A 26134-nucleotide genomic window follows, 5' to 3' on the forward strand; every position below is an offset into this window, starting at 1 on the left:
TCGGTCTCTTGAGCATCGTTGAAGCAAACAGCCGGGCGAGGCAGGGCAAACGCCGTGCCAACGCCCGCGCGAAGGCCATTCTCGGCTTCGCCGTAACCGTCATCACCACCTTTCTGGGGCTGATGGCGGTCACATTTTTCATTGGCCGCGTGGTGCCGATCGATCCCGCACTGGCGATCGTCGGCGACCGCGCGCCTGCGCATGTGGTCGAGCGCGTCCGTGAGCAGCTCGGCCTCAACCTGCCGCTCTGGCAGCAGTTCTTTATCTATCTGAAGCAGGCGCTTTCGGGCGATTTCGGCACCTCCGTCCTCACCACCAATCCCGTGATGGAGGACATCAAGCGGGTGTTTCCGGCGACGATCGAACTTGCCACGATCGGCACGATCATCGGCGCCGTCTTCGGCATTCCGCTCGGCGTTCTCGCGGCCGTCAAGCGCGGCAGCTTTGCCGATCAGGTGGTGCGTGTCATCGGCCTCATCGGCTATTCCGTGCCGATCTTCTGGCTCGGCCTGCTGGCGCTGCTGGTGTTTTACGCCCGGCTGCAATGGGTGGCTTATCCTGGGCGAATGGACATCGTCTATGAATTCACCTTCACGCCAGTCACTGGCTTCTTCCTGATCGACGCCATCTGGCAGCGGCAATGGGACGTGTTGTGGGATCTTTTCCGCCACATCATCCTGCCGGCCTCGCTGCTCGGTTATTTCTCGCTGGCCTATATCAGTCGCATGACGCGCTCCTTCATGCTGAACGAGCTCGCCCAGGAATATGTCGTCGCGGCCCGCGCCAAGGGGCTTTCGGAAACGCGCATCATCTGGTTCCACGCACTGCGCAACGCCGCCGTGCCGCTGGTGACCGTGATTGCGCTCTCCTATGCCGGTCTGCTGGAAGGTTCGGTGCTGACCGAAACCATCTTCGCCTGGCCGGGGCTTGGCCTCTACATCACCAATTCCCTGCAGAATGCGGATATGAACGCCGTTCTCGGCGGCACGATCGTGATCGGCGCCATCTTCGTCGGCATCAATCTCTTCTCCGATCTGCTTTACCGGACGCTCGATCCAAGGACGCGCAGCCGATGACGATTTCGACCGATACACTCAAACCCTATAGCCGCGAATGGCTGCTCTCCGACCGGCCGGCCTCGCGCAGGCAGGCGCGGCTTGGCCGCGCCTATGTGATCTGGCGGCGCTTTTCGGAAAACCGGCTGGCGCTGCTTGGCCTTGGCATCATCATCGCGCTGCTGTTCGTGGCGATTTTTGCCAATGTGCTGGCGCCACATAATCCGGTGCAGGGCGATCTGCGCAATGCCCGGCTTCTGCCGCCCGGCACTGCCGGTTATCTGCTCGGCACCGACGATCAGGGCCGTGATATTCTCTCGCGTCTCATCCACGGTTCGCGCCTGACCCTGTTCGTCGTGCTTTTGGTGGCCATCATCGCCGCACCCATCGGGCTCATCGTGGGCACCGTTTCGGGTTATGCCGGTGGCTGGGTGGATGCGGTTCTGATGCGCATCACCGATATTTTCCTCGCTTTTCCGAAGCTCGTTCTGGCGCTGGCGCTGGTTGCGGCGCTCGGGCCTGGCATCGAAAATGCGGTGCTCGCCATCGCGGTCACCTCATGGCCGCCCTATGCGCGCATCGCGCGTGCCGAAACCATGACCTTCCGCAATTCCGATTTTATCGCCGCAGTGAAGCTCATGGGCGCGTCGCCCTTCCGCATCGTCTTGAAACACGTCATGCCGCTTTGCATGTCGTCGCTGATCGTGCGTGTCACGCTCGATATGGCGGGCATCATCCTCACCGCCGCAGGCCTCGGTTTCCTCGGTCTCGGCGCGCAGCCGCCGCTGCCGGAGTGGGGCGCGATGATTGCGTCGGGCCGCCGTTTCATTCTCGATCAATGGTGGGTGGCTGCCATGCCGGGTATTGCGATCCTGATCGTCAGCCTCGGTTTCAACCTTTTGGGCGACGGTCTGCGCGATGCGCTTGATCCCAAGGAGGCGGGCCAATGAGTGCGTCTCTTCTGACGGTTGAAAACCTGCGCGTTTCCTTCCCGACCCGCACCGGGTTGGTGGAGGCGGTGCGCGGCGTGTCCTTCACGCTGGGGCGTGAGCGCCTCGGCATCGTCGGCGAATCCGGCTCCGGAAAGTCGCAGACTGGCCGCGCCATCATGGGTCTGACGCCGAAAAATGCCCGGATCGAGGCCGATACGTTGCGGTTTGGCGATATTGACCTGCTCAAGGCGTCGGCAAAAGAGCGGCGGCTCATGCGCGGCAAGCGTATGGCCATGATCCTGCAGGATCCGAAATATTCGCTGAACCCGGTCATGACCATTGGCCGCCAGATCATGGAAACGCTGCGTACCCACGAAAAGATTGGCTCCAGCGAAGCGCGCCAGCGCACGCTTGCCATGCTGGAGGCGGTGCAGATCCGTGATCCCGAGCGCGTCTTCGATCTCTTTCCACACGAAGTTTCCGGCGGCATGGGCCAGCGCGTCATGATCGCCATGATGCTCGTCTGCGGTCCGGAATTGCTGATCGCCGACGAGCCGACCTCGGCGCTCGATGTGACGGTGCAGCTGGAAGTGCTCGACATTCTCGACAAGCTGGTGCGCGATCGCGGCATGGGGCTGATCTTCGTCAGCCACGATCTCAGGCTCGTTTCCTCCTTCTGCGACCGGGTTCTCGTCATGTATGCCGGCAAGGTGGTGGAAGAGCTTGCTTCCGCTAACCTCAAGGAAGCGAAACATCCCTATACGCAGGGCCTGTTGAACTGTCTGCCGCAAATTGGCGGCCATCGGCATCCGCTGCCCGTTCTGGAACGCAAGCCGGAGTGGCGCGCATGAGCACAGTTCTTTCCATCAGAGACATGGTGGTGGATTTCGACGGTTACATCGCGCTCGACAGCGTCAGCGTCGATGTGGCCGAGGGTGAATCCTTCGGTATCGTCGGTGAATCCGGTTCCGGTAAATCGACCCTGCTGCGCGCCATCGCCGGCCTCAACCATTTCGATGAAGGTTCGTTGATGGTGGCCGGGCGCTCCTATTCGGGCAAGCACCGCGACAAGAGCTTTTACCGCGATGTGCAGATGGTGTTTCAGGACCCGTACGGTTCACTGCACCCGCGCCAGACGGTGGATGCGCTGCTGCTCGAGCCGCTGGTCATCCATGGTCTCGACAATCGCGAACAGCGCATTGCCCGCGCTTTGGACGAAGTCGGCCTCGGTTCCGGTTTCCGCTTCCGTTATTCACACCAGCTGTCCGGCGGCCAGCGCCAGCGTATCGCCATTGCCCGCGCACTGATCGTTGAGCCGAAGGTCCTGCTGCTCGATGAGCCGACCTCGGCGCTTGATGCGTCTATTCAGGCTGAAATCCTGAACCTCCTGGAACAGGCCCGCAAGGACCGCAACCTCACCTTCGTCATGGTCAGCCACGATCTCGGCGTCATCAGCCACATGTGCGACCGTCTGGCGGTGATGAAAAGCGGCAAGGTGGTGGAAATGCTGGAGGCCGAGGCGCTGGAAAGCCGCGAGTTCAGCGCGGATTATACGAGGCAGCTGCTGGTGGCGAGCGAGGGTTTCAAGCGGACGTAATGGGGTAGGGGTGCCTCCTTTTCTTCTCCCCGAGGGGGAGAAGATGCCCCCGAGCGGGGCAGATGAGGGGGCAAGCTCTCCGCATTTCTCCACCGTCGCCCCCTCATCCGACGCTGCGCACCACCTTCTCCCCGGCGGGGGAAGAAACAAGCGGCGATCTTTCCGGGTGAAGTATTCTCTCGCGACGCTGCGATGATATGGTGAGCCGCACACCAGCCCACCCGAATAAGGTACCACCCATGCAATTGCGCGCCTTGATGTATTTCGATGAACTCGTCCGCACCAATTCCATGCGCGCCGCGGCGGAAAACCTGAATGTGGCGCCGACGGCGGTGAGCCGGCAGATCGAAAATCTCGAATATTATTTCGGCTCGCCCCTGGTAGAGCGTTCCAGCCGTGGCGTGAAGCTAACGGCGGCGGGCGAGCTGCTGGCCGCCCGCGCCGGCAAGACGCTGCGCGAACTCGACCATGTGCACCAGTTGATCGACGATCTCAAAGGTCTGCAGCGCGGCCGGGTGACCATTTACGCCAATGGCGCTACAGTGGCCAACCTTCTGGCGCCGGTGCTGGCGCAGTTCAGCCTCAAATATCCGAAGCTGCGTTTCGAGGTCCATATCACAAGTGCGCGCCAAGCCATGGAAGCGCTGGGGACTGCGGAAGCAGACCTCGTTGTCAGCCTGTTTGCGCCAAAGGTTTCCGGGGTCAAGGTGCGCTCGCGCACGCGCATCAATTACGACGCGATCTTTCCCGCCGGTCATGCCCTTGCCGGTCAGCCGGAGGTGTCGCTGAAGGAACTGGCCGGGTTGCCACTTGCCTTGCCGGACAAGAGTTTTGCCGCGCGGCAGGCCTTCGATATGCTTTTTGCCGAGGCGGATATCGAACTTGACCCCGTTTTCATCACCAGTTCGCTGGAAATGCTGAAAGAGCTGGTGCTGGGCCACGCCGCGGCCACGCTGCTGCCGGCGCTTTCGGTGGCGCGCGAAATCCGTAGCGGCCAGATGGTCGCCGTTCCGCTCTCGGGCAAGAAGGGTATCCACACCCAGATCGACCTCTGTGTGGCGCCCGACAGGCAATTGTCCTTCGCAGCTTCCAAGCTTGCCGATTTCATCGAGCGTTTCATGCGTGAGGCGACGGCAGGGTAGTTTCTTCTCCTCGGCGGGGCGAGGAACCGGAGACGTTCCCGGAATTGCCCACCAAGGTTGATTTTCACCCGCATTCCCGTGTAGCCATTTCAGCTACACGGAGCACACAAAAATCATGATTGTGTGTGCGCCTGCAACATGACACTCTTTTTGCAACGGGTGGTCTTTGGAAGGGCAAAAATGCCCCGGCCGCCAGACAGGGGACTAAAGGATGCCACGTACCTATCTTTCGCAGGCGGCGAAGCTCTCGCGCCGTACCGCGCTGGCGCTTGCTCTCGGCACGGCGCTCTTTCTGCCGCTCTCGATTGCTGAGGCCGAAGCTGCGGCGAAAACCGCTTTGACGCTCGGAATGACGGTAGAGCCGACCGGTCTCGATCCGACCATTGCCGCTCCCGTCGCCATCGGTCAGGTCACCTGGCAGAATATTTTCGAAGGTCTCGTCACCATCGACAGCAAGGGCAAGGTGAAGCCGCAGCTCGCCGAAAGCTGGGAAATTTCCCCTGATGGCAAGACCTACACCTTCAAGCTGCGCAAGGGTGTCACCTTCCATGACGGCGAGGCGTTCGATTCCTCCGTCGCGAAGTTCTCGCTGGACCGGGCGCGTGGTGAAGCTTCCGTCAATCCGCAGAAACGCTTCTTTGCGGCGATCGACAGTATCGAGACCCCGGATGCCGACACGCTGGTGCTGAAGCTGAAGCAGCCCGCCGGCAGCCTCATCTACTGGCTCGGCTGGCCGGCCTCCGTCATGGTCGCGCCCAAGAGCGCAGAGACCAACCGCACCACGCCCGTCGGCACCGGCCCGTTCAAATTTGTGAACTGGGCCAAGGGCGACAAGGTGGAGTTGCAGAAGAACGCCGCCTATTGGGACAAGGCCGTGTCGGTAAAGCTGGAAAAGGCGACGTTCCGTTTCGTCTCCGATCCGCAGGCGCAGGCGGCGGCGCTGAAATCCGGCGATATCGACGCCTTCCCGGAATTCGGTGCGCCGGAATTGATGAGCTCGTTTGACGGCGATGCGCGCCTCGGCACCTTCGTCGGCAATACCGAGTTGAAGGTCGTGGCGGGCATGAACAGCGCCCGCAAGCCCTTCAGCGACAAGCGCGTGCGCCAGGCGCTGATGATGGCGGTGGATCGTGGCACCGTCATCGAGGGTGCATGGTCCGGTTTCGGAACGGCTATCGGCAGTCACTATACGCCGAATGATCGCGGATACATCGATACGACGGGCGTTCATCCCTATGATATCGATAAGGCCAAGGCGCTGCTTGCCGAAGCGGGGTATGCGGACGGTTTCAGCTTCACCATCAAGGCCCCGCAGATGGCCTATGCCCAGCGCACCTCGCAAATCCTGCAGGCGATGCTGGCTGAAATCGGCGTGACCATGACCATCGAGACCACGGAATTTCCGGCCAAATGGGTGGCGGACGTCCTGAAGGGTGCGGATTACGACATGACCATTGTCGCCCATGCCGAGCCGATGGATATCGATATCTACTCCCGTGATCCCTATTATTTCAACTACAAGAACCCGGCCTTCAACGAGGTCATCGCCAGCGTCGAAAAGACGGCGGATGCGGCTGAGCAGGAAAAGCTTTATGGCGACGCCCAGAAAATCCTCGCCGAAGATGTGCCGGCGCTGTTCCTGTTCGTGATGCCGAAGCTCGGGGTCTGGGACAAGAAGGTGAAAGGGCTGTGGGAAAACGAGCCCATTCCCTCGAATGTGCTGACGGATGTGCATTGGGAAGAGTGACGTTTGACGATACTCGTGTCTTCCGTAATGCCGGACTTGATCCGGCATCCTGCCAGCCCAAGTCTTTGGGCTGAAAAGGCTCCCTCCGCCGCGCAGACGCGCGTCGGCTGGATGCCGGATCAAGTCCGGCATGACGGGAGAGTGTGGAGCTTTCCAGCCGCCGCGCGTAAAGTATCGCAAGGAGCAGATGCCAGATGTTAGCCGTCCTCATCCGGCGTCTCGTAAGCCTCGTCATCACGCTGTTTGCCGTCTCGCTCATCATCTATCTTGTCATGGGCCTGCTGCCGGGTGATCCGGCCGCCATCATGCTGGGAACCTCGGCCAGTCCGGATACGCTGGCGGCGCTGCAAAAGCAGATGGGTCTCGATCAGCCGCTGCTGCTGCGCTACATCCGCTGGCTTGCTGGCGTCTTCCGCGGCGATCTCGGACAATCCTATACCTATGGCGTGCCGGTGGCGGGCCTGATCGTCGAGCGGTTGGCCGTGACGCTGCCGCTTGCGCTGCTGGCCGTTTGCCTGTCCGTCACTATCGCCATTCCGCTCGGCGTAGCGGCGGCGAGGAACCGCAACGGGGCGCTGGATTTCGCGGCCGGGCTGTTTTCCCATGTGGGTATTGCCGTGCCGGGCTTCTGGGTCGGGTTGCTGCTCATCATCGTCTTTTCCACCACGCTCGGCTGGATGCCGGCTGGCGGTTTTCCCGGCTGGTCGCCAAGCTTTGCAGCGGGTCTCACGGCGCTTATCCTGCCGGCGGTCGCTCTTGCGCTGTCGCAGGCCGGCGTTCTCACCCGCGTCTGCCGTTCCGCCGTGCTTGAAGTGATGAACGAGGATTTCGTCCGTACCGCCCGGGCCAAGGGCCTGAGCGAGCGGGTGGCGCTGTGGCGGCATGCGGTGCCGAACGCGATGATCCCCGTCGTCACCATGATCGGCCTGCAGTTCACCTTCCTCATTGCGGGTGCGGTGCTGGTGGAAAACGTCTTCAACCTGCCGGGCCTCGGCCGGCTTGCCTATCAGGCGCTGACCCAGCGGGATATCGTCGTCATGCAGTCCGTCGTGCTGTTCTTCTCGGCGCTGGTCATCATCATGAATTTCGTGGTCGATATAGCCTATCTCTTCATCGACCCGAGACTGCGGGCAGGTGCGCGATGATGCGATTTATCCGCCGCCGCCCGGCCTTCGTTATCGGTATTGCCGTCACGGCCTTTCTCGTCGCCGTCGCGCTGTTGTCGCTGGTCTGGACACCGGTTTCGCCCACCAAGATGCAGATCGTCCAAAAGCTGAAATCGCCCTTCGTCTACGGTGGTCTCGGTACCGACCATTTTGGCCGCGATGTGCTCTCCATGCTGATGGCCGGTGCGTGGAACTCACTCTCCACCGCCATTGCCGCCGTCGCCATCGGCGCCTTTATCGGCACGGCGATCGGCGTCACGGTCGCGGCGCTGCGCGGTTTCACAGAAACCGTCGTCATGCGCATCTGCGATATCATCTTCGCCGTGCCGCCCATCCTGTCGGCCATGATGCTCGGCGCCTTCATCGGCACGGGACGCTTTACCGCCATCATCGCCATCGCCACCTTCATGGTGCCGGTCTTTGCGCGACTGACGCTTGGGGCGGCCTTACAAATCTGGGCGCGGGAATACATCACCGCCGCCACCAGCATCGGCCAGAACCGCGCCAAGATCACGATGTTGCACGTCGTGCCGAATATCTCCAACCAGATCATCGTGCAGGTGACGATCCAGCTGGGTCTGGCGATACTGACGGAGGCAGGCCTTTCCTTCCTCGGTCTCGGCATGCCGCCGCCCGCCGCCACCTGGGGGCGGATGCTGGCTGACGCCCAGACCTATCTCGGCGCGGCGCCCTGGCTTGCCATCATGCCCGGCCTTGCCATTGCGCTCGCCGTCTTCGGCCTCAATCTTCTCGGCGACGGCCTGCGCGACCTGCTGGACCCGCGCGATACAAGCTGACCGCTTCACGCCGATATCGCCCCTATTTCCTGTTTTTCTGACGAGACGATGCCATGACCGATCTCATACACCTCAACACGCTCGAAATTCTGGCGCTTTACCGGGAAAAGAAACTCTCGCCATCGGAATATTGGCAGGCGGTGGAGGCGCGTATCGAGGCATTCGAGCCGGTTGTGAACGCCCTTTACGCTTATGATCCGGAGGATGCGCGCAGGCAGGCGCTGGCCTCGACGGAGCGCTGGCAAAAGGGTGAAACGCTGGGAGCCCTCGATGGAATTCCGGTCTCGCTGAAGGAACTCATCGCCACGAAAGGCCATCCTGTGCCGCTCGGCACCAGGGCGGTGGAGCTTGTGCCCGCGGTTGAAGACGCGCCGGTGGCCGCCCGTTGCCGTGAGGATGGCGCGATTATCTATGCAAAGACGACGTGCCCGGATTACGGCATGCTCTCTTCTGGCCTTTCCAGCTTCCATAAGCTCAGCCGCAACCCGTGGGACTCCACCCAGAATCCCGGCGGCTCCAGCGCCGGTGCTGCTTCGGCCGGTGCTGCGGGTTACGGCACCTTGCATATCGGCACGGATATTGGCGGCTCGGTAAGATTGCCGGCGGGGTGGACGGGCCTCTTCGGCTTCAAGCCGAGCCAGGGTCGTATCCCGGTTGATCCCTATTATACCGGCCGCTGTGCCGGGCCGATGACGCGCACGGTCGTTGATGCGGCTTATGCCATGGCAACGCTTTCGCGGCCGGACTGGCGCGACGGCACGTCGCTGCCGCCGAACAGCATCGACTGGATGGACCTCGATATTGATGTGAAAGGCCTGAAAATCGGACTGATGCTGGATGCGGGCTGCGGCCTGCCGCTGGACGAAGAGGTGCGCGACGCCGTTGTCGCGGCCGCAAAACTGTTCGAGGCGGCCGGCGCCATTGTCATCCCGGTCGAGCCGGTGCTGACGCGTGAGATGCTCGACGGGCTGGATGATTTTTGGCGGGCGAAGTTCTGGGGCGACATGGTGGCGTTGAGCGCGGATCGTCGTGCCGCGATCCTTCCCTATATTCACGAATGGGCGGAAAAGGGTGCTGATGTTTCCGGCGCGCGTGCCGTTTTCGGTTTCAACCAGACCATGGAAATGCGTAAAGTTTGCGGGCGGTTGATGCAGTCCGTTGATGTGGTGATTTCACCCGTTAACCCCATCGTCTCCTATCCTGCCGACTGGGCTTCTCCCACCAACGATCCTGCACGGCCCTTCGAACATATCGCCTTTACCGTGCCGTGGAACATGTCGGAACAGCCGGCATCCTCGATCAATTGCGGTTTCTCGGCATCCGGCATGCCCATCGGATTGCAGATTGTCGGCCCGCGTTATGAGGACCTGTTCGTGCTCAGGCTTTCGAAAGCGTTCGAGGATTGGGGTGGTGGCGTCCGGCGCTGGCCGGAGCCGCCGGCCGGCTGATATCACCTTTATCGGGCATGTAGTATTGCCATAATACCCGCATCTCGATCCCTCCTGTTAGGGTGCCCAAAGGCATTCGAAAACGGGAGGAGCAGACATGCCGAAGAAGATTTTGATGATCACCGGTGATTTCGCCGAGGATTACGAGACCATGGTGCCGTTCCAGACGCTGCTCGCTGTCGGCCACACGGTGCACGCCGTCTGCCCCGGCAAGAAGGCGGGCCAGACCATCGCCACGGCCATCCACGATTTCGAGGGCGACCAGACCTACTCGGAAAAACGCGGCCATAATTTCGCGCTCAATGCCACCTTCGCCGATATCAAACCGGCGGATTACGATGCGCTGGTCATTCCGGGTGGCCGTGCGCCGGAATATCTGCGGCTCAATGCGGACGTGCTGGCGGCGGTGAAACATTTCTTCGAGGCAGACAAGCCTGTCGCGGCCGTCTGCCATGGCGCGCAATTGCTGGCGGCTGCGGGTGTGCTCAAGGGCCGCAACTGCTCGGCCTATCCCGCCTGCCGCCCGGAGGTGGAGCTGGCAGGCGGCACCTATGCCGATATCGCCATCGATGCGGCGGTGACCGACGGCAAGCTGGTAACGGCGCCCGCATGGCCCGCCCATCCCGCTTGGCTTTCGCAGTTCATGGCGGTGCTCGGTAAATAAGACCGGCGAACGGGGCTTTTTCCGGCCCCTTTTTCCGCCTATATCTCAGGCGTGGTGAGGGAGGAAACCATGTGCAAGCTCTTCATCAAGGCAGACCCAGCGCTCTGGGAAAGCCATACGCGGTCGCTCCGCATCGATGGCATGGTCACCAGTGTCCGGCTTGAGAACTTTTTCTGGACGACGCTGGACGAGATCGCGCGGCGCGACGGCATGAACAGCGTGCAGCTCATCGCCAAGCTTTATAATGAATCGATCGATGCCGGGCACGATCTCGGCAATTTCACCTCGTTCCTGCGGGTCTGCTGCGGGCGTTATCTCGCGCTTCAGCTTTCTGGCGATATTCCGGCGCGGAACGATATCCCGATTGCCGCGCTGGATGCGGACAGCATTCTGGATGCAGAAAAGGTGAATTATCACTAGGACGCGTTGCGCTTTTGTGCCGCGATACGCTCAACCTCATCCCTGTGCTTGTCACAGGGATAAGGGAAGCGTTCAGCTCTTCAGCGCCCGCGGATCAAGCGCATCGCGCACGGCATCGCCGATGTAATTCACGCTCAGGACCGTCAGCGAAATCGCCAGCCCCGGCCACAACACGCGCGAGGGCGTCAGTTGCAGGAAGTTCGCGCCGTCGAACAGCAGCCGTCCCCAGGTCGGAAAGTCGGAGGGGAAGCCGAGACCGAGGAAGGAGAGGGCGGATTCCGTGATGATGGCGGCAGCGATGCCGAGCGTGGCGGAGACCATGATCGAGCTCAGCACATTCGGCAGAATATGCCTGAGGATGATGCGGTATTCGCGCATGCCGCTCGATTTCGCAGCCATGATGAATTCCTGGCTTTTGATTGTCAGCACATCACCGCGCACGATGCGGGCTGTATGCATCCAGCTGGTTATCCCGATCACGAAGACGATCAGGATGAAAATGCCAGTCTCCGGTCCAAAGGCCGCACGCAGCGTGTCGCGAAACAGCATCAGGATGACGAGCAGCAGCGGCAAAAGTGGTAGCGCCAGGAACAGGTCGGTGAGGCGCATCAAGGGTCCGTCCAGCCTGCGGAAATAACCTGACAGAACACCCACCAGCGTGCCGAGGAACAGAGCCAGCAGCATGGCGGTGATGCCGACGGCAAGCGAAATGCGCCCGCCGGCCAGGACCTGCGCCAGCATGTCCTTGCCAAGATTATCGGTGCCGAAGGGATGCGCCAGCGACGGCCACTGGTTGCGCGCCTTCACATTGATGGCGTTCGGAGCAACGGTGTGAATATAAGGCCCGACATAGACCGCGAGCAGGATGAAGATAAAGACGAAGAGCCCCGCCACGCCGCCCTTGTGAACGCGAAACTGTTTCCAGATATCGGCAAGGGCGGATTGCGTGGGGGTGGCCGCAACCGTCGGCGCTGTAATGGTGGCGTCAGTCATAGCGGATCCTCGGGTCGAGAATGCCGTAAAGTACGTCGGCAATCAGGTTGAAGAGCACGATCAGCACCGCAAAGATGAAGGTCAGCGTCTGAACCAGCGGAATATCCGCCCCCTGAACGGCTGTTATCAGCAATTGGCCAAGCCCGTTCACGCGGAAAATCTGCTCGGTGATGATGGCGCCGGAGAAGATGGTCGGCACCCCAAGCGCAATAACCGTTACGACCGGGATGAGGCTGTTGCGCAGCACGTGGATGAGCAGCACGGATTTTTCCTTCACGCCCTTGGCGCGTGCGGTGCGCACATAATCCTGATGCAGATTGTCGAGCATGGAGGCGCGCACGAAGCGGCTGATCTGCGAGACGTTATAGAGCGTCAGGACCAGCACCGGCAGGAACATCTGCTTCACCTGCGCCACGAAGCTCGCCCAGTCCGTGACCCTCAGATTGGTGTCGTAGACTGAAGGGAACCATTGCAGGTAAGAGCTGAAGATGACGACCAGCAACACGCCGGTGAAGAAGGTCGGCACCGAATAACCGACCATGGAGACGAAAGTGCCGATCTGGTCGAAGATCGAATATTGCTTGTAGGCGGAGATCACCCCGATCGGGATCGCCAGCAGCGCACCGAAGAGATAGGCAAGGCCCACCACCCACAGTGTCTGCGGCATGCGCTGGATGACGAGATCGACCACCGGGCTGCGTGTCGCCCAGGAAAGCACCCGCATACGGCTGCCATCGCCGATCTGCCAGCCGGTCAGCTTTTCGAAGAGGTTCAGCGGCTCGTTGATGAAGAATTGCTGCAGCCACATCAGGTAACGGATGAAGAAGGGCTGGTCGAGGCCAAGCGAGGCGCGGATTTGCTCACGCACTTCAGGCGGAATGGTGAGGGGAAGGTCGCCGGTCGGATCGTTGGGCGCGAGATCAAGCAGCGCGAAGATGACGAAGCTGATGACGAGCAACGTCGGAACGGCAAAGGCTAGCCGCCGGAGCGTAAAGGTAAACATCTGAAACTCTCCAGACCCAGGGCGCGGCAGAGCGAAAATTGGGAGCTATTTCGCCTTAACGCGGCAAATGTGTCTTCAGAACATGGTCCAGGGGCATGCATAAGGCCGGCCTCTCCGGGGGAGAAGCCGGCGCATCTGCGTGTTACTTCTTGCGGGACCAGTCCGCGACGTTCCAGAGTTCCGAGTCCCAGGCATTCATGCGCACGCCTTCCAGCGTCAGCGAATGCGAGGAAACGCTGCCGCGGTGGATGAGCGGAATATGCGCGCCTTCCTCCGTCAGCATGTCGTTGAGCTGCTTGGAAATCTCCGCACGCTTGGCAAGGTCGGCGGTCTTGGAGAGCTCACCCACAAGCTTGTCGAATTCCGGGTTGCAGTAACGCGGAATATTCTGCCCCTGCCAGCCGTTTTCAGGGGCCGGAATCTTGTCGCACAGCCATTCCGCCAGATATTTTTCCGGGTCCGTACCGTCGAAATTGTTGGTGTACATTTCGACGTCGGCATAAAATTTCTGGAAGGTATCCGGGCTCGCCGGGTCACCGCCGAAGAAGACCGAGGCGCTGACATTGCGCAGTTCGGAAGCGACGCCGATCTGCGACCACATGTCCTTCACCAGTTCCTGCGTGGCCTGGCGAACCGAGTTTGTGGACGTCTGGTAAAGGAAGGAAAGTTTCACGCCATTCTTGGCGCGAATGCCATCGGCACCCTTCACCCATCCGGCATCGTCCAATAGCTTGTTTGCGCCTTCCACATCCTGCTTCAGGCACCAGCTGTCATTCTTGGTGGAAGCGACGGCTTCCGGAGCCGGTACGATGTTGCAGGTCGGCTTGCCCGCTTCTCCGTAACCTGCTTCATCGATGACCTCACGGTCGATGGCGAGCGAAAGCGCGCGACGTACCGCGGGATCGGAAATGGCCGGATGGGGACCGGCGTGTTTGGTGGAGCGCTTGTCGCCCAGCGAAGGATCGGCATTGTACCAGTTGAGATTGATACGCTCGACCTGCGTGCCGAAGGCGGTTTCCAGCTTGCCCTTGCCGGCCGCCACCATGGTGGCGAGGATTTCCGGCTCCACCTGCATGTTCCAGGCATAGTCGAATTCCCCGGTTTCCAGCACGGCGCGCGCGGCGGAAGCGGCATCGCCGCCGCCCTTCAGGGTCGCCGTGGCGAAGGCGGGCTTGGCGGGGTCACGGTAATTGGGGTTGGCGACGAAGCTGATGACGTCGTTCGGCTTGAAATCCTTGACGACGAAGGGGCCGGTGCCGATGGGGCCGAAATTGGCGGAGGTGCAGCCGGGAGCTGCCGCGCCGACGCATTTTTCAAACTGCTTCTTCTGGATGACCGGCGACTGTGCGCCCACGAATGCCGAATAGGGGTAGGGTTTCGGCTCCGTGAAGCTGACCTTGACGGTGTGTGCGTCGATGGCCTCGACGTTCTTCACGCCCTCATATTGTGCCGCCTGCGCGCAGCCGCCATCGGGTGCGGTGCAATATTTCCAGGTGAAGATCACATCCTCTGCGGTGAAGGGCGTGCCGTCAGACCACTTCACGTCGGTCTTCAGCTTCCACGTCATGCTGAGAAGATCCTTCGCGACGCCGCCATTGTCGATCGTCGGAATCTCGGTCACCAGCATCGGCACCAGCTCGCCCTTTTCGTCATACCGCGCCAGCGGCTCGATAACCATGGACGAGCTGTAGACTTCCTTCGTGCCACCCGAAAGATAGGGATTAAGCGTCGATACGGCCTGCCAGAACAGGATTTTCAGTTCGCCGTCACTGCCGCGCTCGGCGTGGGCGGCAGAGCCCGCGAGAGCCATGGCCGCCACCGTGCCGGCAAAGAGAACGCTGCGCTTCTTCATTGTGGTTTTCCCCTTTTTGGATTTTATCTGTTTGAATGTTTGACGCTTTTCCCGTCGTCATGTGCAAGGCCTGTTATTCTAACTATTTGACTTTGCTAAGGAATATTCCTCCATTCCAGATGATGCTATTGTCAGTTTTTTTGAAAAGCAAGTCCCAATGTTTCATTGATGAACAAATTTTGAGCCATTTAGTTTTGGGCCTATTTTTCGCTCATGCAGCAAATTTCATGCTTGCAAAAGAGGAAATTCCAAACTCAATATGGCGTCCGACAACCCGGCGGGGAACAAAAAAAGGGAAAAAGAGAATGCCGATATTGAACCGTGTGGCTGAAATGCAGGAAGAAGTTGCCGGCTGGAGGCGCCATCTGCATGAACACCCGGAACTGCTCTACGATGTCTACGAAACATCGAAATTCGTTGCCGAAAAACTGAAATCCTTCGGCTGCGACGTGGTCGAAACGGGCATTGGCAAAACAGGCGTGGTCGGCATCATCAAGGGCCGGCACGGGGATGGTCCGACCATCGGTTTCCGATCCGACATGGATGCGCTGCCGATCCTTGAGACGAGCGGCAAGCCATGGGCCTCGAAGACGCCGGGCAAGGCCCATTCCTGCGGTCATGACGGGCATACCGCCATGCTTTTGGGTGCGGCGCAATATCTGGCCGAGACGCGCAATTTCAAGGGGTCGGTGGCCGTGATCTTCCAGCCGGCGGAAGAAGGTGGCGCGGGAGCGCTTGCCATGTTGAATGATGGCATGATGGAGAAATTCGGCATCTCGCAGGTCTATGGCATGCATAACGAGCCGGGCATCCCCGTCGGGCAGTTCGCCATCCGCAAGGGTTCCACCATGGCGGCTGCGGACAGTTTCGAAATCACCATCACCGGCAAGGGCAGCCATGCGGCGGCACCGCATCTTTCCATCGATCCGGTGCTGACTTCGGCGCATATCATCATCGCCCTGCAATCCATTGTCTCGCGCGAGACGGATCCGTTGAAATCACTCGTCGTCACCGTGGCCACCACCCATGGCGGCACGGCGTCCAACGTCATTCCCGGTGCAGTGACGCTGACCGGCACCGTGCGCACGCTGCTGCCGGAGACCCGCGATTTCGCCGAAAAGCGCCTCAAGGAAGTGGCCGCCGCCACCGCCATGGCTCATGGCGCGACGGTGGAGGTGAAATACGATCGCGGTTATCCCGTCACGTTCAACCACAGTGACGAGACAGAATTCGCGACCGGCGTGGCGATGGGTGTGGCCGGCGCCAACGCCGTCAACACCAATCCCAATCCGCATATGGGCGCAGAGGATTTCTCCTACATGCTGGAAGCGCGCCCCGGCGCCTTCATCTTCATCGGCAATGGCGATACCGCCGGACTGCACAATGCCGCCTATGATTTCAACGACGACGCGCTGCCTTACGGCATCAGCTACTGGGTTTCGATGGCCGAAACTGCACTTGCTGCATGAGACATCCGGCGGCCCCTCGTGGCCGCCTTCTGCTTTTCAGGAGATCGGCATGCTTTTGGCAGCGACATCAATGGAACAGACCGGCGGTTCGGTCAGCCCGGTTTTATCGGTTCAAAATCTCACCACCTCCTTCCGCGTCGATGGCGGCTGGAAATCCGTGGTGCGCAATATGAGTTTCGAGATCGCGCCGCGTGAGACGGTGGCGATCGTCGGCGAGAGCGGCTCGGGCAAGAGCGTCACCTCGCTCTCCATCATGCGGCTGCTCGATAAAAAGACGAGCCGCATCGAAGGCAAGGTCATGCTCGGCGGGCGCGATCTGCTGGCGCTGCCGGAAGAAGAGATGCGCAAGGTCCGGGGCAAGGACATTTCGATGATCTTCCAGGAGCCGATGACCAGCCTCAACCCGATCTTTCCGATCGGCAAGCAGATCGCCGAAGCGCTGACCGTACATCAGGATATTTCCTCCTCTGCTGCGAAGGCTGAGGTCATCCGGCTTCTGGAAAAAGTCCGCATTCCCAACGCGAAGAACCGTTTCGACGATTATCCACACCAGTTTTCCGGCGGCATGCGCCAGCGCGTGATGATCGCCATGGCGCTTGCCTCCAAACCGAAGCTGCTGATCGCCGACGAGCCGACGACGGCGCTCGACGTGACCATCCAGGGCCAGATTCTCGACCTCATCAAGACATTGCAGGAAGAGGAGGGCATGTCGGTTCTCTTCATCACCCACGATATGGGCGTGGTGGCGGAAGTCTCTGACCGCACCATCGTCATGTTCCGTGGCGATGTGGTGGAAACCGGCACCACCGACGACATCTTCCATCGTGGCCGCCACCCATATACGCGTGCCCTGCTTTCCGCGGTGCCGAAGCTGGGTTCGATGAAGGAAAGGCTGCTGCCGGCCCGCTTCCCGATCATCGATATCAAGACCGGCGAAAGTCAGCCTGTGGCGGACGTGAAGGATACTGTCTCCGGCGGCCGCACGCCCATCCTTTCGGTCAAGGATCTGACCACCCGTTTCGACATCCGCTCCGGCCTATTCGGCCGCAAATCCGGCGCCGTGCATGCAGTGGAAAAGGTTTCCTTCGATCTCGCCGAGGGCGAAACCCTCTCGCTGGTGGGTGAATCGGGCTGCGGCAAGTCCACCACGGGCCGCTCCATCACCCGGCTGATCGAGCCGACGTCAGGCGATGTCATGCTCGATGGCTACGAGGTGCTGAAGCTCGACAAGACGACGCTGCGAACCATGCGCCGCAGCGTGCAGATGATCTTCCAGGACCCCTTCGCCTCGCTCGACCCGCGCATGAGCGTCGGCACGGCGATCATGGAGCCCTTTATCGAACATCGCCTCGGAACCAAACAGCAGGCCCGGGAAAAGGCTGCCGATCTTCTGGAAAAAGTGGGCTTGAGCCCGGATATGATGCGGCGCTTCCCGCATGAATTTTCCGGCGGCCAGCGCCAGCGCATCGCCATTGCCCGCTCGCTGATGCTCGATCCCAAGGTCATCGTCGCCGATGAGGCGGTATCGGCGCTCGATGTCTCGATCAAGGCGCAGGTCTGCAACCTGCTGCTCGACCTGCAGCAGAACCTCAACCTCGCCTTCCTGTTCATCAGCCATGACATGGCGGTGGTGGAACGCGTCAGTCACCGGGTGGCGGTGATGTATCTTGGCGAGATCGTCGAGATCGGCCCGCGCGCGGCCGTTTTCGATAATCCCCAGCACCCCTATACGAAGAAGCTGATGTCCGCCGTTCCGGTGCCTGATCCCGCGCGACGGCAGATCAAGCGCAACATGGCGACCGACGAGATCAGAAGCCCGATCCGGCCGGTGGACTATGTGCCGCCGCAGCGGCTTTATCGTGAGGTTTCGGCGGGGCACCTGGTGCAGGAAGCGGCTTGATTGAGCAGTGCTGGCTTCGGGCTGAGCGCCGGTAGGGAATCGGGCGGCGGCCACTTGTTTCTTCTCCCCGAGGGGGAGAAGTCCGCGGCAGCGGGATGAGTGGGCAAGCTCCCCGCATATCGCTGGCGTTGCCCCCTTATCTGACCCTTCGGGCCACCTTCTCCCCGGCGGGGAGAAGAATTACGCCGCACCGCCGAGCGTTCTCTTCCGCATCCCCCGTTTGACAGCCGCTGCAAAAAAATGCCAGCAAATGCGCAGACGAAATTCTCAGAGGGCAGCGGCATGGCCAGACGAAACGACGCACATGGACGGCTGGATGATGCGGCCCGTGCTGGCTGGCTTTATTATGTCGCCGGTCGCACGCAGGACGAGATTGCCGCCGCCATGGGCATTTCCCGGCAGTCGGCGCAGCGGCTGGTGTCGCTGGCCGTTGCCGAGCGGCTGATCAAGGTTCGGCTCGACCACCCCATCGCCGCCTGTCTCGAAAAGGCCGAACGGCTGAAAGAGAAATTCGACCTTCGATATATCGAGGTGGTGCCGAGCGATCCCGCCGGTGTGTCCTCGACCGTCGGCATTGCCGAAGCGGGCGCGGCGGAAATCGAGCGCTGGCTGAGAAATGTCGATCCCATCGTGCTCGCCATCGGCACCGGCCGTACATTGAAGGCCGCCGTGGATCAGCTGCCGCCGATGGAATGCCCGCAGCACCGCATCGTCTCGCTGACGGGCAATATCGGCCCAGACGGATCGGCCGCCTATTACAACGTCATCTTCAGCATGGCCGATGCCATCAAGGCAAGGCATTTCCCGATGCCGCTGCCGGTGCTCTGCTCATCGGCGGAAGAACGCGAGTTGCTGCACGATCAATCCATGGTGCGCTCCACGCTGGCGCTGGGGGCCGCTGCCAATGTTACCTTCGTCGGTATCGGTGAACTCGGCGAAAATGCACCGCTCTGCGTCGATGGGTTTCTTGATGTCGACGAGATGAAGGCACTGATGGCGAGCGGGGCGGTGGGAGAGATTTGTGGGTGGATTTATGATGCCAACGGCGACATCCTCGATCACGCTGTCAACGAGCGCGTCGCCTCCGTTCCCATTCCCTCACGAGACACCTGCACCGTCATCGGCATGGCGCAGGGTGCGCGCAAGAACGCATCGATTCTGGCGGCGCTGAAGGGTGGCCTGTTGAACGGGCTCATCACCGACGAAGCGACAAGTGAATATTTGCTCACACACTGAGCAAAAATTAATTACGTAAAATCAAGAGCTTGGTTTTTCCCTGTGCGTCGCAGCACAGGATGTCGCTTGACATTTTTGGTCTCCAGGTGAGTAAATGCCCCGGAGCAAAGCGAATGCTCATCATTTTTCTTCTGGGAGGAAGATATGACATTGAAGACCATTTTGCTGGGCGCATGCTCGGCACTCGCCTTTTCGACCCTTGCTTCCGCCGAGACGCTGACCATTGCCACCGTGAACAACGGCGACATGATCCGCATGCAGGGTCTCACCTCGGACTTCACCGCCAAGAACCCGGATATCAAGGTCGAATGGGTAACGCTTGAAGAAAACGTCCTGCGCGAGCGTGTGACGACCGATATCGCCACCAATGGCGGTCAATATGACATCATGACCATCGGCAACTACGAAGTGCCGATCTGGGCCAAGCAGGGCTGGCTGCTGCCGCTCGAAAAGCTCGGCGACAAATATGACGTCGACGACATTCTGCCGGCGATCCGTGGCGGCCTTTCCGCTGACGGCAAGCTTTACGCAGCCCCCTTCTATGGCGAATCCGCCATGATCATGTATCGCAAGGACCTGTTTGAAAAAGCCGGCCTGAAGATGCCTGATAACCCCACATGGGAATTCATCGGCGATGCGGCCCGCAAGATCACCGACCGCAAGGCCGATATCAACGGCATCTGCCTGCGCGGCAAGGCCGGCTGGGGCGAGAACATGGCCTTCATCAGCGCGCTCACCAACTCCTTCGGTGGCCGCTGGTTCGATGAAAACTGGAAGCCGCAGTTCGATCAGCCGGAATGGAAGAGCTCGCTGCAGTTCTACGTTGATCTGATGAAGGATGCCGGACCGTCCGGTGCCTCCTCCAACGGTTTCAATGAAAACCTGACGCTGTTCCAGCAGGGCAAATGCGGCATGTGGATTGACGCCACTGTGGCTGCCTCCTTCGTTTCCAATCCGAAGGATTCCACCGTTGCCGACAAGGTGGGTTACGCGCTCTTCCCGACCCATGGCGAGCTGAAGAACCACGGCAACTGGCTGTGGTCCTGGAACCTTGCTATCCCGAAGAGCTCGCAGAAGGCCGAAGCCGCTGAGAAGTTCATCTCCTGGGCAACCAGCAAGGACTACACCGCACTCGTCGCTTCCAAGGAAGGCTGGGCAAACGTGCCTCCGGGCACCCGCACCTCGCTTTACAAGAACGCCGACTATGAAAAGGCTGCCGCCTTCGCCAAGCCGACGCTTGCCGCCATGGATGCCGCCGACATCACCAAGCCGACTGTAAAGCCCGTGCCTTACACCGGCGGCCAGTTCGTGGCGATCCCTGAATTCCAGGCGCTCGGCACCACGGTTGGTCAGCTGTTCTCGGCGGTCGTTGCCGGCCAGTCCAGCGTCGATGATGCGCTTGCCAGCGCCCAGTCGACCGCGACGCGCGAAATGACCCGCGCCGGTTACATCAAGTAATCCTCCCGAAGATCGCTGTCCGGCGCCAATGCCGGGCAGCGAGACTGCGGGCTGAAGACCGCCATGCGGCTTCGATAGCTTTCAAATCAAAACAAGAATGAGCCGGTTCTTCCGGATATGCCGGGCGCATCTCGTGATGCCCGAGCCCAAGGGGAGGTGAGTGCAAATGGCAACACGAAACACAAGCGGTCTTGCGCGGGTGATGCTTGCGCCTTCGGTTCTGCTGCTTCTGGTCTGGATGATCGTGCCTCTGGCAATGACCCTGTGGTTCTCGTTCCAGAACTACAACCTCCTGAACCCAGCCAATGTCAGCTTCGCCGGCCTGTTCAATTATCAGTATTTCTACACCGATCCCGCCTTTTTCCAGTCGATCTGGAACACGCTGCTGATCGTCGGCGGGGTGCTTTTGATCACCGTGATCGGCGGCATTGCCATTGCTCTGTTGCTTGACAACGACATTTTCGGCCAGGGCATCGTGCGCATCATGATCATCTCGCCCTTCTTCGTCATGCCGCCGGTTGCCGCGCTGGTGTGGAAGAACATGATCATGCATCCCGGCTATGGCGTGCTTGCCGATCTCTCGCGCTTTTTCGGTTTCCAGCCCGTGGACTGGTTCGCGCAGTTTCCGCTGCTGTCCATCATCATCATCGTCGCCTGGCAATGGCTGCCCTTTGCGACGCTGATCCTGCTCACCGCGCTGCAATCGCTCGATGGTGAGCAAAAGGAAGCGGCCGAGATGGATGGCGCAAACTTCGTCAACCGCTTCATCTATCTGACGCTGCCGCATCTTTCCCGCGCTATCACCGTCGTTATTCTGATCCAGACAATCTTCCTGCTCGGCGTCTACGCGGAAATCCTCGTCACCACAAATGGTGGCCCGGGTTACGCTTCCACCAACCTTGCCTTCCTGATCTATCGCACCGCACTTCTGGGTTATGACGTCGGTGGCGCTTCGGCCGGCGGTATCATCGCCGTTATCCTCGCCAATATCGTCGCCATCTTCCTGATGCGCGCCGTCGGCAAGAACCTCGACCGGTAAAGGGGAAACATCATGGCCCGCAAGACAACCACTCGCGCAAAGATCGGCTTCTCCATCGCTGCATGGATCGTCGCGCTCCTGCTGTTCTTCCCGATCCTTTACGCCTTCCTCACTTCGATCAAGACCGAGCCGGAGGCGATCGCCGGCTTCAGCCTCATTCCCTCGGGCACGCTTGAGAATTACGTGACGGTCCAGACCCAGCGCGATTACTTCAAGCCCTTCATGAACTCGGTGGTGCTGTCGCTCGGCTCGACGATCATCGCGCTGATCATCGCCATTCCTGCCGCCTGGGCCATGGCGTTCTCGCCGACCAAGCGCACCAAGGACATTTTGATGTGGATGCTTTCCACCAAGATGATGCCGGCGGTGGCCGTGCTGGTGCCGATCTATCTGATCTTCCGCAATGCCGGCCTGCTCGATACCCGCATTGGCCTCACCATCATGCTCACCTTCATCAACCTGCCGATCGTCATCTGGATGCTCTACACCTATTTCCGGGAAATTCCCGGCGAGATCCTGGAAGCGGCCCGCATGGATGGCGCATCGCTGTGGAACGAGATCGTGCATGTGTTGACACCGATGGCGGTGCCCGGCATTGCCTCGACGCTGCTCTTAAACGTCATCCTCGCCTGGAATGAATCCTTCTGGACCATCCGGCTGACCACCACCAATGCGGCACCACTGACGGCCTTCATTGCCTCCTTCTCCTCGCCGCAGGGGCTGTTCTGGGCAAAACTTTCGGCCGCCTCGATGATGGCGATCGCCCCCATTCTCGTCATTGGCTGGTTCTCGCAGAAGCAACTCGTGCGCGGCCTGACCTTTGGCGCCGTGAAATAAGGAACGACAAACATGGGCAGCATTTCCCTTCAGAACGTGTCCAAGGTCTTCGGTGAGGCAAAGGTCATCCCGTCGATCGATCTCGATATCAACGATGGCGAATTCGTCGTCTTCGTCGGTCCCTCCGGTTGCGGCAAGTCCACGCTTCTGCGCCTCATCGCCGGGCTGGAGGATGTCTCCGGCGGCAAGATCGTCATCGACGGCAAGGATGTGACCGAGCGGGCGCCGGCCGAACGTGGCCTTGCCATGGTGTTCCAGTCCTATGCGCTTTATCCGCATATGAGCGTCAGGAACAACATCGCCTTTCCGTTGAAGATGGCCAAGCTCGACAAGGCGATTATCGACAAGAAGGTGGAGGATGCGGCACGGGTGCTGAACCTCACCGATTATCTCGAACGCCGGCCCTCACAGCTCTCGGGCGGCCAGCGCCAGCGCGTGGCGATTGGCCGCGCCATCGTGCGCGAGCCTTCCGCCTTCCTGTTTGATGAGCCGCTCTCCAACCTCGATGCGGCGCTGCGCGGCACCATGCGGCTGGAAATCTCCGAGCTGCACAACACGCTGAAAACGACGATGATCTACGTTACCCACGACCAGGTGGAGGCCATGACCATGGCCGACAAGATCGTGGTGCTGAACCGTGGCAATATCGAGCAGGTCGGCTCGCCGATGGAGCTCTATCGCTCTCCCGCCAACCTCTTTGTCGCCGGCTTCATCGGCTCGCCGCGCATGAACCTCATCACCCGTGACTTCGCCCGCCAAAAGGGTGCCGCCACAGCCGGGGTTCGGCCGGAACATTTGGTGCTGTCGAAGGAAAGCGGTCTCTGGCAGGGCAAGGTCACCGTCGCCGAACATCTCGGCTCCGACACTTTTCTGCATATCGATGTCCCAGGCATCGGCCCGATTACCGCCCGCGCGGACGGCGAATTCGCCTGCAAGCACGGCGACACTGTCTTCATCACGCCCGACGATACCAAAATCCACAGGTTCGATGACAAGGGCAAAGCAATCTAGGCGGGGCTGGCCCTAAAGACGCAGCGGCTCGCCATTCGGTGGCGGCCGTTTGCAGATAGTCCGAATGCCCGCGACAGGGCGATTGGCAAGACCACCGTTTTCCCTTCGAGGATCATGACATGACATGCAAACTTTCCCTCGCAACGCTTGACGAAGCAAAAAAGACCGCGGCCGTTCCGTCCTACAGCCGGGACGATCTTTCTGCCGGCATCGTGCATTTCGGCGTTGGCAATTTCCACCGCGCCCATCAGGCGGTTTATCTCGACGACCTCTTCAACACCGGAGCGGACCATGACTTCGCGATCATCGGCGCGGGTGTCCTGCCGTCGGATATGGTGATGCGCGAAAAACTCGCCGCACAGGATTTCCTGACGACCGTTGTGGAGCAGGACAATAACCGCACCGGTGCGCGTGTCACCGGGCCGATGATCGATATTCTGCCGGTCGGCGACAGCGCGGCGATCATCGAAAAACTGGCCGATCCGAAGATTCGCATCGTCTCCATGACGATCACGGAAGGCGGTTACTTCATTGACGCCTCCGGCTCCTTTAATCCGCAGCATCCGGCGATTGCCGAAGACGGCAAAAATCCGGCTTCGCCGAAAACCGTGTTCGGGCTGATCGTCGCCGGGCTGAAGGTGCGGCGCGACAGAGGCGTGCAGCCTTTCACCGTCATGTCCTGCGACAACATTCCGCATAATGGCAAGGTCACGAAAAATGCCGTGGTCGGGCTGGCGGCCCTGTCCGATCCGGCCTTTGCCAACTGGATTGGCGAAAACGTTGCCTTCCCCAATTCGATGGTCGACCGCATCACGCCAGCCACCGGCGAGCGCGAACGCAACATCGCCCGGGATGACTTCAACATCGACGACAACTGGCCGGTCTTCTGCGAAGAATTCAAGCAATGGGTGATGGAGGATAATTTCCCGGCGGGCCGCCCGGCGCTGGAAAAGGCGGGCGTGCAGTTCGTATCCGATGTTGCGCCCTATGAGCATATGAAAATCCGCATCCTCAATGGCGGCCATGCGGCAATCGCCTATCCTGCGGCGCTGCTCGACATCCACTTTGTCCACGAGGCGATGGAGCATCCGCTGATCCGGGCGTTTCTGGCAAAGCTCGAAAAGGAAGAGATCATACCGGTCATTCCGCCGGTGCCGGATACGGACCTCAATGAGTATTTCGCGCTGATCGAGCGGCGCTTCCTCAATCCGAAGATTGGCGACACCATTCCGCGCCTGGCGCAGGACGGTTCCAACCGCCAGCCGAAATTCATCCTGCCTTCCACCGCCGACCGGCTGGAGCGCGGAGAGGATATCACCGGTCTTTCGCTGGTTTCGGCCTTGTGGTGCCGCTATTTCTACGGCACGTCCGACAGCGGCAAGGAAATCGTCTTCAACGATGCCAGCGCCGAGCGCCTGCAGGCGGCGGCCATCAAGGCCAAGGACGATCCCATGGCCTTCCTCGCGCTTAACGATATTTTCGGAGCAGTTGCCGAATCGGAACTTTTCCGTAAACGCTTCGCCCACGCGCTGAAGACGCTGTGGCAAGAGGGTACAGCGAAGACCTTGCAGCTTTATCTGGATGACAAGCTGGCTGAAAAGTGACGATGAGATGGAAGACGACACCGGCCCCCTTTTGATTTTCGACTGCGACGGCGTTCTCGTCGACAGCGAGCCGGTTTCCATCTCCGTCCTCCTCGACATGCTCTCCCATCTGGGTGTGACGATGGGGGAGGAGGAAGCCTATGAGCGCTTTCTCGGCCGAAGCGTCGCCAGCATGACAAGGACGTTGTTCGAGGATTACGGTGTCGAGACGGATATCGATTTTCTCGATCATATGCGGGCGACGCTGTTCGAGCGCTTCAAAAGCGAGTTGCAGCCGATCGACGGCATTGCGCAGACGCTCGACAGGCTTGTGCCATTCAGGCGCTGTGTTGCTTCCTCCAGTCAGCCGGAACGTATCCGTTATTCACTGGGGTTGACCGGCCTGATCGACAAATTCGAACCGCATGTCTTCAGCGCCACCATGGTGAAGAACGGCAAGCCGGCGCCTGATCTCTTTCTGCACGCGGCGCGCCAGATGGGCGTCGATCCGCGTCACTGCATCGTGATCGAGGACAGCCCGGCCGGTATTGCCGCGGCAAAGGCCGCCGGCATGGGCGTTTTTGCTTTTACCGGTGGTTCGCATGCCCGTTTTCCCGCATTCCGTGAAAAGATCGCCGGGCTTGGCGCGGATGCCGTGTTTGACGCGATGCCGGATTTGGTCCAACTTGTCGGCAGCTATGTGGGGAAGGGCGGTTTGGGCGGCCAAGCGGAACGTGATGCAGGCTAAAACGGATTTCGCCTGCCGCCGCTGTCGCCGGGCCGTT

23 protein-coding genes are annotated in these 26134 nt (G+C 60.4%); 20 read left to right on the forward strand and 3 right to left on the reverse strand.

Going from position 1 to position 26134, the window contains the following annotated elements; translation table 11 throughout:
* The first annotated feature begins 8 nt into the window (after window positions 1-8).
* From EGT36_RS25545 to EGT36_RS25595, 11 genes are all read left to right on the forward strand, one after another.
* Window positions 9-1076, forward strand: a complete 1068-nt coding sequence (locus EGT36_RS25545; RefSeq protein WP_004445291.1) for an ABC transporter permease — start codon at window positions 9-11, stop codon at window positions 1074-1076.
* Window positions 1073-2005 carry an ABC transporter permease gene (locus tag EGT36_RS25550; protein WP_004445289.1) on the forward strand — a complete coding sequence of 311 codons (933 nt, stop codon included), beginning with the start codon at window positions 1073-1075 and terminating at the stop codon, window positions 2003-2005. The genes EGT36_RS25545 and EGT36_RS25550 overlap by 4 nt, the downstream gene beginning before the upstream one ends.
* Window positions 2002-2838 carry an ABC transporter ATP-binding protein gene (locus EGT36_RS25555; protein WP_034496847.1) on the forward strand — a complete coding sequence of 279 codons (837 nt, stop codon included), beginning with the start codon at window positions 2002-2004 and terminating at the stop codon, window positions 2836-2838. The genes EGT36_RS25550 and EGT36_RS25555 overlap by 4 nt, the downstream gene beginning before the upstream one ends.
* On the forward strand, window positions 2835-3584 hold the full coding sequence (locus EGT36_RS25560) for an ABC transporter ATP-binding protein (RefSeq protein ID WP_125271312.1): 750 nt from the start codon (window positions 2835-2837) through the stop codon (window positions 3582-3584). The genes EGT36_RS25555 and EGT36_RS25560 overlap by 4 nt, the downstream gene beginning before the upstream one ends.
* 239 nt (window positions 3585-3823) lie before the next feature.
* On the forward strand, window positions 3824-4726 hold the full coding sequence (locus EGT36_RS25565) for a LysR family transcriptional regulator (protein WP_125271313.1): 903 nt from the start codon (window positions 3824-3826) through the stop codon (window positions 4724-4726).
* A gap of 211 nt (window positions 4727-4937) precedes the next feature.
* A complete protein-coding gene (locus EGT36_RS25570; RefSeq protein WP_035207069.1) occupies window positions 4938-6473 on the forward strand; it encodes an ABC transporter substrate-binding protein in 1536 nt (511 codons plus the stop codon).
* Between the two features lie 194 nt (window positions 6474-6667).
* Window positions 6668-7618 (forward strand): ABC transporter permease, encoded by a 951-nt coding sequence (locus EGT36_RS25575; RefSeq protein WP_035207072.1) that lies wholly within the window; start codon window positions 6668-6670, stop codon window positions 7616-7618.
* Entirely contained in the window at window positions 7615-8436 is an 822-nt protein-coding gene (locus EGT36_RS25580) for an ABC transporter permease (protein ID WP_004445277.1), read from the forward strand. Before EGT36_RS25575 ends, EGT36_RS25580 begins: the two co-directional genes overlap by 4 nt.
* 53 nt (window positions 8437-8489) lie before the next feature.
* Window positions 8490-9884 (forward strand): amidase, encoded by a 1395-nt coding sequence (locus tag EGT36_RS25585; RefSeq protein ID WP_125271314.1) that lies wholly within the window; start codon window positions 8490-8492, stop codon window positions 9882-9884.
* Between the two features lie 97 nt (window positions 9885-9981).
* Window positions 9982-10548, forward strand: coding sequence for a DJ-1/PfpI family protein (locus EGT36_RS25590; protein WP_172965712.1), 567 nt, complete (start codon window positions 9982-9984; stop codon window positions 10546-10548).
* A gap of 69 nt (window positions 10549-10617) precedes the next feature.
* Window positions 10618-10968 (forward strand): ribbon-helix-helix domain-containing protein, encoded by a 351-nt coding sequence (locus tag EGT36_RS25595; protein ID WP_004445271.1) that lies wholly within the window; start codon window positions 10618-10620, stop codon window positions 10966-10968.
* 72 nt (window positions 10969-11040) lie between these two features.
* Here EGT36_RS25595 and EGT36_RS25600 read toward each other — a convergent pair whose 3' ends face one another.
* The 3 genes from EGT36_RS25600 to EGT36_RS25610 all read right to left on the reverse strand — a co-directional run bounded on the left by EGT36_RS25600 (window position 11041) and on the right by EGT36_RS25610 (window position 14816).
* Window positions 11041-11961, reverse strand: coding sequence for an ABC transporter permease (locus EGT36_RS25600; protein ID WP_004445269.1), 921 nt, complete (start codon window positions 11959-11961; stop codon window positions 11041-11043).
* Window positions 11954-12964 (reverse strand): ABC transporter permease, encoded by a 1011-nt coding sequence (locus tag EGT36_RS25605; protein ID WP_004445267.1) that lies wholly within the window; start codon window positions 12962-12964, stop codon window positions 11954-11956. The genes EGT36_RS25600 and EGT36_RS25605 overlap by 8 nt, the downstream gene beginning before the upstream one ends.
* Window positions 12965-13106: 142 nt before the next feature.
* Window positions 13107-14816 (reverse strand): peptide ABC transporter substrate-binding protein, encoded by a 1710-nt coding sequence (locus EGT36_RS25610; protein ID WP_125271315.1) that lies wholly within the window; start codon window positions 14814-14816, stop codon window positions 13107-13109.
* Window positions 14817-15121: 305 nt separating this feature from the next.
* On the opposite strand from EGT36_RS25610, the gene EGT36_RS25615 reads away from it, so the two are divergent.
* The 9 genes from EGT36_RS25615 (at window position 15122) to EGT36_RS25655 (ending at window position 26097) form a co-directional block, all read left to right on the forward strand.
* Entirely contained in the window at window positions 15122-16285 is a 1164-nt protein-coding gene (locus tag EGT36_RS25615) for a M20 aminoacylase family protein (protein ID WP_004445263.1), read from the forward strand.
* Window positions 16286-16334: 49 nt separating this feature from the next.
* On the forward strand, window positions 16335-18185 hold the full coding sequence (locus EGT36_RS25620; protein ID WP_022562770.1) for an ABC transporter ATP-binding protein: 1851 nt from the start codon (window positions 16335-16337) through the stop codon (window positions 18183-18185).
* Between the two features lie 282 nt (window positions 18186-18467).
* Window positions 18468-19421: a sugar-binding transcriptional regulator gene (locus EGT36_RS25625; RefSeq protein ID WP_125271316.1), complete on the forward strand. Its 954-nt coding sequence runs from the start codon at window positions 18468-18470 to the stop codon at window positions 19419-19421.
* Between the two features lie 144 nt (window positions 19422-19565).
* On the forward strand, window positions 19566-20879 hold the full coding sequence (locus EGT36_RS25630; RefSeq protein ID WP_034496827.1) for an ABC transporter substrate-binding protein: 1314 nt from the start codon (window positions 19566-19568) through the stop codon (window positions 20877-20879).
* 166 nt (window positions 20880-21045) lie between these two features.
* Window positions 21046-21918, forward strand: coding sequence for a carbohydrate ABC transporter permease (locus EGT36_RS25635; RefSeq protein WP_004445256.1), 873 nt, complete (start codon window positions 21046-21048; stop codon window positions 21916-21918).
* 12 nt (window positions 21919-21930) lie between these two features.
* A complete protein-coding gene (locus tag EGT36_RS25640; protein WP_004445255.1) occupies window positions 21931-22755 on the forward strand; it encodes a carbohydrate ABC transporter permease in 825 nt (274 codons plus the stop codon).
* A gap of 12 nt (window positions 22756-22767) precedes the next feature.
* On the forward strand, window positions 22768-23766 hold the full coding sequence (locus EGT36_RS25645; protein WP_125271317.1) for an ABC transporter ATP-binding protein: 999 nt from the start codon (window positions 22768-22770) through the stop codon (window positions 23764-23766).
* Window positions 23767-23885: 119 nt separating this feature from the next.
* The gene (locus tag EGT36_RS25650) at window positions 23886-25370 is read left to right on the forward strand and encodes a mannitol dehydrogenase family protein (RefSeq protein WP_125271318.1); all 1485 of its coding nucleotides are present in this window, start codon (window positions 23886-23888) and stop codon (window positions 25368-25370) included.
* 7 nt (window positions 25371-25377) lie between these two features.
* Window positions 25378-26097, forward strand: a complete 720-nt coding sequence (locus tag EGT36_RS25655) for an HAD family hydrolase (protein WP_037092314.1) — start codon at window positions 25378-25380, stop codon at window positions 26095-26097.
* Window positions 26098-26134 lie beyond the last annotated feature (37 nt).

The organism is Agrobacterium sp. FDAARGOS_525 (assembly GCF_003938925.1).
In the GTDB taxonomy this organism is placed as follows: Bacteria; Pseudomonadota; Alphaproteobacteria; order Rhizobiales; family Rhizobiaceae; genus Agrobacterium; species Agrobacterium pusense.